The following is a 12534-nucleotide window of genomic DNA, read 5'->3' on the forward strand; positions in this document are numbered from 1 at the left end:
AACCAATTCGACATAATTAGGAGGTTTTTTTATTTTCTAGGCGAATGATGCAAGGGATTGATAATTTTCGCTATCAAGGATCTTAAATGTACATATTTCGGAGGTACCCTAAGGATATATTGGGGCTTAAAAGGACGTTTTTACATGCTATTTAAAGCCATAAACATAGGCGGTGATGGGCTATGACAACTTTTTTAGAATTTAATCGATTTTTTGTCAACGGACTTGGAAATTCTATATATTTACTTGCCTTTCTAGGGTGTATAGAGGGTTTGTGAAATACTAATTCTTTGATTGTCAATGAGCAAAAACTTAACCTGGAAAGGCATGCTTGCCTCATCTTTGGGTGTCATTTTGTTGATGTCCGGATGTTCTTCAACCGAAGATGATTCCGCTATTGAATCCGATCCTTTCTACCAAGATGCATTGGTAAGTGCAGATCTGAGTCTATTAAATCAATATTGGTCAATTTATGAGGTCAACTACCAGCAACAAACCGCAGAGATACCCAAAACGTACGGTAACTGTGATAGGGACTTTTTTACCTTTCTCAATGATGGCGTCTATAAAGATTATTTAATTCCCAATTCGGCGTGTATCCCGGAAGAACAGAATTTGCAATGGAGGTTCGATAAGGGGGTCATTACCTTGGAAAATTCATTTAAGGATTATAACGAGATGGTCATTGTAAAACTCACCGTGGACCAGTTTGTTTTTAAAGCGAAATACGATTTTGACGATGATGGTGAAGAGGAAATTTTTCAGTTTTTAGCGAAGCCTTACCGCCCCAATGAGGCCTATTTTTACGGCAATAGCTTAATAAAGGATGAGGCAGTTACCAATAAGATTAAGTTGACGTGGTCTGAATACCAAGGCATAAATAATTTTGAAAAATATGAGATATATCTGAGTGACCAGACTTGTGAGCTCGCCAAATCTACACTTGTGGCAACTATAACCGACAAGGGAACCACGGTTTACGAAGATGCGGATCCGCCGGTGGAAACATTTTTCTGCTATTTCCTAAAGGTATATACAGATAAAGGTCTGTTGTTTACTAGCTATTCCGTAGGGATTTCTCCAGAATACCTTGATGTTAAGGGTGTTAATCTGCAACAACCTGTAGTTCAAAACGAGAAGATATTTCTGCAATGGGAAAAATACGACGGACTTTACTTTTCACATTATGAGGTGGTTGTCAAGAATTACCTTGGTGGCTCTGGGTCAATCTACCAGGAAAAAACATTACTTGAGATATCGGACATCAATACCACAAATTTTACCGATGAAACGCCCCCTTACATTAAGAATCCAGTGTACGAGATTCGTGTCCATAATAAATTTGGGAAACAGAACTACTATAATCCACAGGCCATAATCAGTGCTAGAGAGGCCAACTACCTCCCTGAAAAGGTCATCGATTTACAGAACATTTTTGATATTGCACATTCTCCAGATGAAACAGTGGTCTATCTTAATGGTGGTAAGCACAATATAAACGACACCTACATCATCCGTTATAATTATGTAACAAGACGGGTGGAAGCTGTTTCAAACACCAAAACCAATCCTAATGGCAATGGTAGGAATGGCTTAACAGTAGTGAATTCATCCATCGGGAAAGAGCTCATGTACCTTAAATATGATGGCATAACTGTTTTTGATCAAGAAACCTTGAAGTTTAAGTACGATCTGAAACTTAATAATTATGGTTCATTGGACGACTTCATCTATCTTGGAAATGGTCGATATATTTTGCTTGATGCTCAGTATGTCTATACCGTATCGCGTGACTTTGCCAACCTGACCCTTCTGGATAAGCAAGAGCACTTTTCCCAGGGCCAGAGTCAAAGTGGGTATCATGTGTTACAAATCAACGAGGGCCGTATTATTATAGGAAATAGGGATAAGGCCCAAAGTGTCATTTTTAACATTGATGCATCGGGGAATCTTACAGATAAAATGATCATTGATATTCCAATAACCGCAAGGACTTCAAAGGAAACCGTATTCAATCCCAGGGATAATACCATCATCAATTTCAGGGAAAATAGAATTTATAGTCTATTGAGTGGTTCGTTAAAGTCATTTGAGCAACCTTATCTTCCATTGGCCATTAATGCGGACGGACGTAAGATCCTAGGAACCAATAATGACCCAGAATGGAATATTGATCCTGAGTCACTACATGAAAAGAAGGTACGAACTCTAGATTTGATCAATTCAAATTTGAGCCTTATTGAAACGGAGGGATATCCGCATTATCTTTTTGAGAACCATTTGGGTCAAATCATATCCTTATCTACTTATTTTAAAAGACAGAATCCAAACTACGCCTATGAGCGACCGGATTTTTTTACTGAGATAGTGAAATAACAGATATGTAAACTTAGGTCGGTGTTCAGATCTAAATGTTCCAGCAGGCCGGTAAAGTTTGCCAAACCGTTAGTTCCCTGTTATACGGCATGAGTCCAACTATTGCGATAAGTCGTTTTTATGAATATGAGTCCTTTTTTTTGTGAATTGGATCAATCTGTGGAGCTGTATTTTCCTACACTTGTATTTTATCCTACATTTGAACATGTTGGACAGATATGTTTTGCAGGTGGATCAAACTAACTTAATTTTATTGATGGCCTAACTTATTGTGAGGCATTGTTTTAGGCAAAGCTGAAATTATTAACAGCCATTTTTATAGTAATGCAATGAAAAAGACAACGACCCTTTTGTGGATTGCTCTAGTGGTAGTCATCCTTGGCTTTGGGGTTGGTATATACCTACAGGATTTAAAACATCAAGAAAGTACGGAGGCCGCCTGGAAAGCCAATCGGTTCAATATGGAACGATATTACAAAATTCGTCAGTTTACTGGCAAAATAAATGCAGGAAACTGGGAGCACATGCGCGATAGTATAGGAAGTCAGTTAGACAGCTTTATGATCCTCAGGTATAGAAAAGAGATGGATAGTCTCAATAAGTCAAGGAGCAAGTAGGTCCCTTTAAAAGGCAAACCCCTAAGTCAGCCGTTCTGCATATTAATCCCTTAAAAGCACTTTACTTCGATGATCTGTTTTGTTGTTGGGTTTCAACGAGATTTGTAGGCATTTGAGCTATTCTTGTAAGAAAAAAGCACCCTTCGCTTTAAGTTTGTCCTCAACATAATCGAAACAAACAACTTGATGAAGACAATTTTACTCGTAAGGAATATTTATTTGGAAGGCTTTAAAAACATTGGAAACTTTGTGGTTCGAAATTATTTTAAAGGTTTCGCCATCTTTAGTTTTATTATGTTCACAGTAGTTATTTATGCCTTTGTCTTTAGGTTGATGACTGGATTTGCATGGGATTAAACTAGGCATTAAAATTAAATTTTGGTCATACTCAAGATGCTGTCATTACTTATTTGCAGCATGAGATGTGTTGCAACCTACTATTTCTAATGTAGTGCGCAAGTGCGTGGCCAAAAGGCAAGAATCTATGTTTGTACCACCCTTTCCTGTGGTTTGGCAACAAAAATAGTGGTTGATATAGGAAAGATTCTAGTTTTGTTGGGACAACATTAAAAGTCCAAACACATGAAAAATAGAATCCTTGTATTGATCTGTACAGTTTTTTCCTTGAGTTTAACCGCACAGGAAGGTCTGAAAGTGGGGTTGCAAGGGGGGATGCCCTTTGATGACTTTAATGATGATGTATCGCTGACGTTAGGTTTGGATATGGGTTATATGTGGGCCCTAGGGGAAGTTGTTGATGCCGGAATAGCTACAGGTTTCGTCAATGGTTTTCCAGAAACCTTTCATTCGGATGTTGTTAGAACAGATTTGCCCCATGTGCAATTCGTACCTCTTGCGGCCTCTGTAAGGGTCTGGTTGGGCAACTCCTTTTCTTTTGGTGTTGATGGTGGCCAAGCCCTTGGAATCAATAAGGGAAATGAAGGAGGACTCTATTATAGGCCCCAAATTGGATATCTTGTACATTCCAATGCGGAATTGAACTTTTCCTATACGGCCATAGAATTGGAGAATAAATCATGGACCACCATAAACGTCGGATTACTATATACCTTTACCATTAAGGGTAGAAGAAGGTAATTGTCATCCAAACAATGTATTATAGGCATGATCCACTTTAAGGAGAAAGCCGCTTCCATTATTGATTGAAAAGGCTTTCGGTAAACTTTCCGTTGACTTTAGGCAAGCTTGAATTAAAAAGCCCATCGCAATACTTTCTGCCAAACTTATGCCCACCTTGGCAATATTCTTTAAGAACCACTGGTACTCCTCGCTTAATTTGTCCTATTAAAGCATGAGATTAATTGCAATTTTCTTCCGGCAAGTAAGTTAAGGCAACTTCACCAAGTACTCATTGGGGCTGAATTTATATTTCCTTAGAGACAAAATATAATTCCATAACACGGGTGAATCAAGGAGGCCAAACGTATAAATTTGTATTCGCCTTCCTGGGCTTAAAGGAATCATAGTGATGAGAAATATTATGGGTTGGGCGCAAGGCTTATTTTTTAAACTTCTCAAGTTCAGATAGGTAGGTAGCGTTATGGGGTTGGTGAGACCTTCGGTAATAGCCCATAGCGTATTAAAAATTTAACATTTACTTAACGTTTTAATATATACATTTACCTCATGAAAACAGTAAAACATTACAGCTTCGTAAGTCTCTTGCTCCTTTTCCTCTTTTGGGGCGTGGGCAACACTGTTTTTTCATTTCCACAATCTTCAGTTCCCTTAAATTCTCATTCAGGAAATGAGATCAAGGTGAAAGAACTCCTTAATAAGGAAGGGGTTATTTTCAACTTTCAGCACCAGGAATTTGAAACAGCCCTACAGTTATCCTCTTTGGATAAACCGCATTCTGGGTTGTGGATGTACTCCAAAAGGACTGCACCTTTATTTGGTGACCTTAGGGGCTATGAGCTACAATATATCAACTATTCCAAAACCATAGAACCCGGGTTGGATTCGTTGACCATGATATTTCCGTTCCATACTTATATTTAAAAATGTTTGATTTAATGTGGCATTCTTTGGAGGATACTTTTGTTCCTCTCAACAGTGGTTGCACCTGTTTTTGATCGTAATCAAGACGCTTATAGGGTGCGCCCTTAATAAATATCAAACAACATTTTTAATTTTAAATAGTAAGTCATGGATTTAGGATTGGTAATAATATCGGTAATACTAGTGGCAAGTGTTTTTGTGCCCTTTTTTATAATTGATTTCTCAGGTAAAAGTGGAATCAAACAAATGAGAAAATTGTTTAAAATGGAAGTGGTCAATCACAATTTAAAATTGACCGAAGAGGAAAATTGGGGCAATACCTTTATTGGTTTGGATAAGGAACAGAAAAAATTGATCTTTATGAAGGTCCTGGGAACAGAGCCCCTTATCCATGTTATTGATTTGAGCAAGGTTATGGCTTGTGAAATTGACAGCAAAGTCAATACAGTTAAAACAAAAACCAAGAGGGAAACAATTTTGCAGAAATTGAACTTAAAAATTACTGCCATAGAATCCAACAATGCTGAAGTCATTCTTAATTTCTACGATGCAGAGGGTATTTATGGAGAAGATTTTGAATTTGCCAGAGCAGAAAAATGGAAATCAATTATCAAAGGTTATATACATACCGTATATCCTGGCAAAAGGGCAGCATAAACAATCAACCAATATAATTTAAAATCAATGAAAGCAAATTTCAAAACCCGAATAAACAATACAAACCTCCCGTGTAGGTAATTATGGAACTTACAATTATAGTTTTCGTTATTGGCTATCTGCTGATCGCCATGGAGCATGTTGTGAAGCTTGATAAAGCGGCAACAGCCCTATTTACGGGTGTGGTTTTATGGGTACTGTTGGTATTTGGCCATGGGGAACTCAGTGAAACAGTGGTTCACCTAAAGGAACATTTCGAAGAAATTTCGGAAATCCTGTTCTTTCTTCTCGGAGCCATGACCATTGTGGAGCTCATAGATTCCCATGATGGTTTCAAGGTCATTCACAAAGTCATTAAGACAACGGATAAAAGGGCATTATTATGGATTTTGACCATTTTGACCTTCTTCTTGTCCGCCGTACTGGATAACCTGACAACCACGATTGTTATGGTAGCCCTGTTGAAAAAGTTTATGGATAACCGAAACGACCTATGGTATTTTGCGGGTTTTATCGTAATTGCGGCTAATGCTGGTGGTGCTTGGTCACCCATCGGGGACGTTACTACCATTATGTTGTGGAATGGGGGTCAAGTTTCTACCAACGCTATTATTACGGAGGTCTTCTGGCCTAGCGTAGCTTGTTTGTTGGTGCCACTTGTTTTGGTCTCGTTTTTCCTCAAAGGAAAGGTACAAAGCGTAGTTATTGAAAATAAACCAGAACACGAGCAGATCGGTAATGGTGAAAGTATGTTTGTACTTGTTCTAGGAGTACTTTCCTTACTGTTTGTTCCTGTATTCAAAACGATCACACACCTGCCCCCATTTATGGGTATGTTGTTCAGTTTGGGAGTTCTTTGGATAGCGACGGAAATTATACATAGAAAGAAACCGTTTGAAATTAAACATCAATATTCGGTGGCCAATACCATCAGGCGTATTGATACACCTAGTATATTGTTCTTTATGGGTATTTTGCTCGCTGTGGCGGCCATGCAGACCAATGGGGTATTGGGAGTGGTTGGAAATTCCTTGGACAGTTCCTTTGATAGTTATTATATTACCAATATTCTATTAGGTCTTTTGTCATCCATTGTGGACAACGTACCGTTAGTGGCTGGGGCCATGGGGATGTATTCTATGGAGCGGTTTCCCCAAGACCATGAATTTTGGACATTTTTGGCCTATTGTGCAGGAACAGGGGGTAGTGCTTTGATCATAGGTTCTGCAGCAGGTGTTGCGGCCATGGGAATTTTAAAGATCGATTTTATTTGGTATCTTAAACGGATAACATGGTTGGCCCTACTTGGTTATTTTGCCGGGATAGTGGTTTTTGTATTGATGAACTAATGAAAGCATCCGATCATAAAGTATCCCTAGCGTCTCTTTTGATGACGCTAGGGATAGTTTTTGGGGATATTGGCACCTCTCCTTTATACGTATTTACGGCCATTACACAGGGCAAGAATTTTGATGAGTTATTGGTCCTGGGAAGTCTGTCCTGTGTCTTTTGGACACTCATGCTTTTGGCAACTGTCAAGTATATTTATTTGGCATTGAATGCCGACAACCATGGGGAGGGAGGGATTTTTGCACTTTATGCCCTATTGCGAAAAACAAAATCGAAATGGATCATTTACCCAGCCCTAATAGGCTGTGCAACATTGATCAGTGACGGATTTATTACTCCCGCCATTTCCATTTCATCAGCAGTAGAAGGTGTTTCCATTTTATACAGCCATATTCCTACCCTGCCCATTGTATGTATCATCATTACAGGGCTCTTTCTGATCCAACAATTTGGTACCAAGAAAATTGGTGGTTTGTTCGGGCCAGTGATGTTACTTTGGTTTTTGACCTTGGGATTTTTAGGGTTAAGACAATTGATGCACAGCCCGGAGGTACTAAAGGCTATCAATCCCATGTATGCCTTTGATTTTTTGGTCCAATATCCCGAGGCCTTATGGATTTTGGGAGCCGTTTTTTTATGTACCACCGGAGCAGAAGCACTATATTCCGACCTAGGGCATTGTGGAAAAAGAAATATCCGTTTAACATGGATGTTTGTCCTCTCCATGTTATTGTTGAATTATTTTGGACAAGCGGCCTATTGTCTTTCTTTACCAAAAGGTCAGCAGTTGGAATCTGTTTTTTATGCAACCGTCCCTCAAGAATGGTTGCCCTATGTGATCGGGATAGCAACAGTAGCAACAATTATAGCCAGTCAGGCATTGATCACCGGTATTTTCACTTTGGTCAATGAGGCCATTAAGCTAAAATTGTGGACCAATCTCAAAGTCAAATACCCATCGGACCACAAAGGACAGATCTACATTCCGTTTATCAATTACTTTTTGTTGGCGGGATGTTTGTTGGTGGTGTTTATTTTTAAAAAGTCATCCAATATGGAGGCGGCATACGGTCTGGCCATCACCATAGATATGCTCATGACCAGTTTGTTATTGGGATACCTGCTGTTGATCAGGGCGAAAAAGGGTGAAATTATAATTACCCTGCTGTTCTCCTTGTTCTTGCTTGTTGAGACCACCTTTTTGATTTCAAACCTTAACAAGATCGTCCACGGTGGTTGGTTTACCTTATTGTTGGCGCTATTCCTGTTCACTCTATTATTGTTTCACCGGTTTGCAAGACAATTGCGGAGTCGCGTTGCCGAATATCAAAAACTGGAAGAGGTAAAGCCGCTGTTGACCGATGTGATGAACAATGATAAATTGCCCTACCTGGCAACCAATCTAGTATTGCCCACAAGGTCCTCTAGGGTGAATTTCATAGACATGACCATTGTTCATTCCTTGTTTTATCTACAACCCAAGCGGGCAGCGGTCTATTGGTTCCTTCATTTGGATATAACAGATGAGCCTTATGGTGTTTCGTATACCGTAACTACCATTATACCTAAAAAATGTTTTTTTATCAAAGTCAACATGGGCTTTAAAGAACGCCACCTGCTCGATCATATTATGAAAAAGATCCATAAGGATTTGGTACGATCTGGGGAGGTGACCAAGGCCAATGTTTTCTATACGGACCCCAATATTAACGTTGCACCAGATTTTAAGTACATATTGATCAATTCCAGGGTGGCCTCCGATAACCGACTCACCGCTATGGAAGCCTTTAGCGTACGTGTTTACCGCTTTCTAAAATCTCTGGGGCTTACGGCCATTGAAGATTTTGGATTGGATGAGACCAATACCATAGAGGAGAAAATACCGATCAATGTGGCGAAAAGGGATACCCTGCATATTACCAGAATGGAAGCGTAATGCTTGTTTGGTATTTCCTTGGTGCTTACTGCAAAAACCTTCTTGAACAAAGAAGGTTTTTGTTGTTAATGAGGGAAAAGTTTCCACTTTTTGGCCACCAATTCTTGCATGTAGGCAAGTTCATTCAAGGCCTTTTTGCTAAAATCAAAAAGGCTGAGGCTTCTATCCAAATTTTGGTTGGGATATGAAACCTTGTAATATTGATTGTTGTTCAGGTAATCGGTAAGGGCCCTTAGCCCATGGATAAAGGGCATAAAAACGGTTCCTAGAGGTAATGATTGCAGTTCCGCTGAGGTTAAGAAGTGGTCGTTTGTGGCGAGTCCGTCCAAAAATGCTTCAAAAAGTTCCTTGTCAAATGAAATTTTTCGGTGTTCCCTTTCGTCCTCCTGGGCAACATTGGCGATGGTGCGCACCAAATCTCCAAAATCGTAATAAAAATAGCCCTTCATTAGCGTGTCCAAATCAATAAAGCACAACGCTTTATTGGACTCTTTGGAGAACAGAATATTGTTCATTTTGGTGTCGTTATGGCAGAGCCGTAAGGGGAGATCTATTTGGGAAAGTTCTGAAAAAATGTCCAGGGTACTATTTACAAAGGAGATTGCAGCATTGGCCGCAAGGAGTTTCTCTTTGCTTGCCCCCTTGACAGCTTTTGCAAATTGTGCTTCCCGTAATTGTAAATTATGGAAAAGTGGAATGGTGTCTTCAAATTGCTCTGTTGGGGCATGTTGTAATAATGTATGGAACTGACCCAATATCCTACCCGCTTCAAAGGCCATAGCGGGATTTTTCGCATTGTTGTAAGCAGTGCTGTAGGGAACATATTCCCATAACCTCCAATAGGAGCTATCCTCAATTTCACAATAGGACTCCCCTGATTTTGTGGGAATCAATCCTACCGATGCATAGCGTTTGTCGTGTAGATAGGGCAAGGCCTTGGTAATATTGCCCATTACCGCAGTAATGTTTGGAAAAACCTCGCAATTGATCCTTTGCAGGACATAGAATGGATCCTTATTTTTTAAAACGAGGTAAGTGTTGTTGATATAGCCCTGATTAATTCGTTCAAAACGATAAATTCCTTGTTCAATATCGAAGTTGCCTATGAGCCCTTCAAGATCTTTATGAGTGGGAAGAGTTTCCATATCTATTGCAACTTATTCCATAGGGGGGAAGGATAATTTCCCATTGTGGTCATATCCATTAATTGCCCAACAGCCGATTCCCTATCATCGGCATAGGTGATCCCAAACCATTTTCCGCCAGACGGCAGCACCTTTACGGATATTTTATTCTTGGCAATCAAATGTTGAATGACAAGAGGTAGGTATACTTCACTAAGCTGTACCAGTTCCTCATCCAAAAGGAATTTGGTAAAGTATTCCGTTATCTCGGAAAATAGGGAAGGATGGCATATCCAAAAATTCATACTCACCATTTCCTTTCCTGTAAAATATTCTCCGGAATCCAAGTCGGTTATCGATCCATTTTCCGATATGATCTTAAGACGTTCTTCAACTGCTGATAGTTTGCCATTTTTAATGCTACAGATTCCCCTGGAAACAGATCCATTTTGGGAAAGTGTGGCTTCAAGGGTGTATCCTATCATGGCAAATGTGGAATTGTTACGGGAATCATTAATAAAGTCTGCAGCTTCCTTAAAAGCATGACTGCCGTAAAAATCATCGGCATTCAACACGGCGAAGGGAGAATCGATGTGGTTTCTGGCGGTCCACACGGCATGTGCCGTACCCCATGGCTTTGATCGTTTCCCTGTAATTTTTACACCTTTGGGGAGCTCCTCCAATTCTTGGGAAAGGACATCCAATGCTATATGCTCTGGTAAGCGACCTTCCAAATGTTCCTTAAGAAATTGAACATGGTTCCTTTGGGTAATCACAACAATATGGTTGAAACCTACTTTTATGGCATCATACATACTAAATTCCATCAAGAATTCATCTTTGGGCCCTAAACCGTCAAACTGTTTTAGTTTCCCATATCGACTCCCTTTGCCCGCGGCCATCAGTAACAATGTCATCTTTTTCTCCATGGGTAGTAAAAATAAGATTTTTGATAGAACTGCGCTTTTAAAATGTCAGACTTCAATACTAATAACAAAATGATTAATTTAAAGCACCAAATAACAATGTAGATAACCAACCCATTTTACAGATGACCAAAAGAAGAGAATTTATTAAAAAAACCAGTGTACTGGGAGCGGGAATTCTAATTACCCCGGCCATTACCCCTAATTTTTTTGGTGATTTTGAATCCCAAAAGCTGAACATTGGCCTAATTGGCGTGGGAGAGCGGGGAACCAACCATCTCAGTAATCTTTTATTGCGGAAGGATGTCAATATTACAGCCATTTGTGACATTGATCCCAATAGACTGGATGCTGCCAAAGATAGGATGTCGAAAGCTGGTAGATCAGCTCCCAAGATCTTTGGAAAAAATGATTATGATTATCGCAACCTATTGGAGCTTAAAGAGGTCGATGCCGTTATCATATCTACGCCATGGCTCTGGCATACCAGGATGACAGTTGACGCCATGGAAGCTGGAAAATATGCAGGGGTGGAAGTCTCGGCGGCAAATACGTTGGAGGAATGTTGGGATCTGGTAAATACCCATGAGCGCACAGGCACCCACATGATGATATTGGAGAATGTAAATTATCGAAGGGACGTACTGGCCATTCTAAACATGGTCCGACAAAATGTTTTTGGTGAGCTCGTGCATTTCAGGTGTGGTTATCAGCACGATTTAAGGGAAGTGAAATTCAACAATGGCAAACAGCCTTATGGTGGGGGAGTTGAGTTTGGGGAAAAGGGGTATTCCGAGGCACGATGGCGTACGGAACATTCGGTAAAGCGGAACGCCGATGTTTATCCGACCCATGGGGTGGGCCCCATAGCTGCTATGGCCAATATCAATAGGGGGAACAGGTTCGTTTCCATGACGTCAAGTGCCAGTAAAGGAATAGGGCTTCACAATCATATCGTAAAACAAGGGGGTAAAGACCATCCCAATGCAAAAGTAAAATTTAAACAGGGCGATGTCATCACCTCCACTATTGAGACCGCAAATGGGGAAACCATTTTGGTAACCCACGATTGTAACTTGCCCAGACCCTATTCACTGGGATTTAGGGTTCAAGGGGCCAACGGACTATGGGAAGTTGATGGTAACAGGATATATATAGAAGGGAAGTCGGAACCCCATAGGTGGGATGTTGCGGATGATTGGCTCAAAGAATATGATCATCCCCTTTGGAAAAAGTATGGGGAATATGCAGAAGGCTCTGGGCATGGAGGGATGGATTTTTTTGTGCTCAATGCCTTTGTGGAATCGGCAAAATTAAAGGTGGCGCCGCCTTTGGATGCCTATGATGCCGCAGCATGGAGTGCCATAACGCCCTTGTCCGAAGTGTCCATTGAAAATAATGGAGCGCCCCAAAATTTTCCCGATTTCACCAGGGGTCTATGGATAAAACGGTCACCTTATCATTGGATGAAGGATACCTATTAATGGTTGTATCAATTCCTGTGACCCAAATATGATGGATATCAT

Annotated in this window: 11 protein-coding genes; 9 read left to right on the forward strand and 2 right to left on the reverse strand. The window is 40.2% G+C overall.

Annotated features, from left to right (window positions below; all coding sequences use genetic code 11):
- The first annotated feature begins 300 nt into the window (after positions 1-300).
- From WAA86_RS10490 to WAA86_RS10525, 8 genes are all read left to right on the forward strand, one after another.
- Positions 301-2376 (forward strand): hypothetical protein, encoded by a 2076-nt coding sequence (locus WAA86_RS10490; RefSeq protein WP_337300956.1) that lies wholly within the window; start codon positions 301-303, stop codon positions 2374-2376.
- A gap of 329 nt (positions 2377-2705) precedes the next feature.
- Positions 2706-2993 (forward strand): hypothetical protein, encoded by a 288-nt coding sequence (locus tag WAA86_RS10495; RefSeq protein WP_337300957.1) that lies wholly within the window; start codon positions 2706-2708, stop codon positions 2991-2993.
- 186 nt (positions 2994-3179) lie between these two features.
- Positions 3180-3350: a DUF6747 family protein gene (locus WAA86_RS10500; protein WP_337300958.1), complete on the forward strand. Its 171-nt coding sequence runs from the start codon at positions 3180-3182 to the stop codon at positions 3348-3350.
- Positions 3351-3575: 225 nt separating this feature from the next.
- Entirely contained in the window at positions 3576-4091 is a 516-nt protein-coding gene (locus WAA86_RS10505) for an outer membrane beta-barrel protein (protein WP_337300959.1), read from the forward strand.
- A 549-nt stretch (positions 4092-4640) separates the two neighbouring features.
- A complete protein-coding gene (locus WAA86_RS10510) occupies positions 4641-5015 on the forward strand; it encodes a hypothetical protein (RefSeq protein WP_337300960.1) in 375 nt (124 codons plus the stop codon).
- A 147-nt stretch (positions 5016-5162) separates the two neighbouring features.
- Positions 5163-5672 carry a hypothetical protein gene (locus WAA86_RS10515; protein WP_337300961.1) on the forward strand — a complete coding sequence of 170 codons (510 nt, stop codon included), beginning with the start codon at positions 5163-5165 and terminating at the stop codon, positions 5670-5672.
- 83 nt (positions 5673-5755) lie between these two features.
- Positions 5756-7021 carry a sodium:proton antiporter NhaD gene (gene nhaD, locus WAA86_RS10520; protein ID WP_337300962.1) on the forward strand — a complete coding sequence of 422 codons (1266 nt, stop codon included), beginning with the start codon at positions 5756-5758 and terminating at the stop codon, positions 7019-7021.
- Positions 7021-8958 carry a KUP/HAK/KT family potassium transporter gene (locus WAA86_RS10525; RefSeq protein WP_337300963.1) on the forward strand — a complete coding sequence of 646 codons (1938 nt, stop codon included), beginning with the start codon at positions 7021-7023 and terminating at the stop codon, positions 8956-8958. Before nhaD ends, WAA86_RS10525 begins: the two co-directional genes overlap by 1 nt.
- Positions 8959-9023: 65 nt before the next feature.
- Here WAA86_RS10525 and WAA86_RS10530 read toward each other — a convergent pair whose 3' ends face one another.
- Positions 9024-10103: a phosphotransferase enzyme family protein gene (locus WAA86_RS10530; protein ID WP_337300964.1), complete on the reverse strand. Its 1080-nt coding sequence runs from the start codon at positions 10101-10103 to the stop codon at positions 9024-9026.
- 2 nt (positions 10104-10105) lie between these two features.
- Entirely contained in the window at positions 10106-11011 is a 906-nt protein-coding gene (locus tag WAA86_RS10535) for a nucleotidyltransferase family protein (protein WP_337300965.1), read from the reverse strand.
- A gap of 122 nt (positions 11012-11133) precedes the next feature.
- Here WAA86_RS10535 and WAA86_RS10540 point away from each other — a divergent pair, with 122 nt between their 5' ends.
- The gene (locus tag WAA86_RS10540; protein WP_337300966.1) at positions 11134-12492 is read left to right on the forward strand and encodes a Gfo/Idh/MocA family protein; all 1359 of its coding nucleotides are present in this window, start codon (positions 11134-11136) and stop codon (positions 12490-12492) included.
- Positions 12493-12534: the final 42 nt, after the last annotated feature.

Source organism: Sediminicola sp. 1XM1-17, from assembly GCF_037203765.1.
Lineage (GTDB): Bacteria > Bacteroidota > Bacteroidia > Flavobacteriales > Flavobacteriaceae > Sediminicola.

Bases quoted from the DNA above. Each gene is read 5' to 3' on its own strand.
- WAA86_RS10490 (WP_337300956.1), top strand. From the start codon at position 301: ATGAGCAAAAACTTAACCTGGAAAGGCATGCTTGCCTCATCTTTGGGT.
- WAA86_RS10495 (WP_337300957.1), top strand. From the start codon at position 2,706: ATGAAAAAGACAACGACCCTTTTGTGGATTGCTCTAGTGGTAGTCATC.
- WAA86_RS10500 (WP_337300958.1), top strand. From the start codon at position 3,180: ATGAAGACAATTTTACTCGTAAGGAATATTTATTTGGAAGGCTTTAAA.
- WAA86_RS10505 (WP_337300959.1), top strand. From the start codon at position 3,576: ATGAAAAATAGAATCCTTGTATTGATCTGTACAGTTTTTTCCTTGAGT.
- WAA86_RS10510 (WP_337300960.1), top strand. From the start codon at position 4,641: ATGAAAACAGTAAAACATTACAGCTTCGTAAGTCTCTTGCTCCTTTTC.
- WAA86_RS10515 (WP_337300961.1), top strand. From the start codon at position 5,163: ATGGATTTAGGATTGGTAATAATATCGGTAATACTAGTGGCAAGTGTT.
- nhaD (WP_337300962.1), top strand. From the start codon at position 5,756: ATGGAACTTACAATTATAGTTTTCGTTATTGGCTATCTGCTGATCGCC.
- WAA86_RS10525 (WP_337300963.1), top strand. From the start codon at position 7,021: ATGAAAGCATCCGATCATAAAGTATCCCTAGCGTCTCTTTTGATGACG.
- WAA86_RS10530 (WP_337300964.1), bottom strand. From the start codon at position 10,103: ATGGAAACTCTTCCCACTCATAAAGATCTTGAAGGGCTCATAGGCAAC.
- WAA86_RS10535 (WP_337300965.1), bottom strand. From the start codon at position 11,011: ATGGAGAAAAAGATGACATTGTTACTGATGGCCGCGGGCAAAGGGAGT.
- WAA86_RS10540 (WP_337300966.1), top strand. From the start codon at position 11,134: ATGACCAAAAGAAGAGAATTTATTAAAAAAACCAGTGTACTGGGAGCG.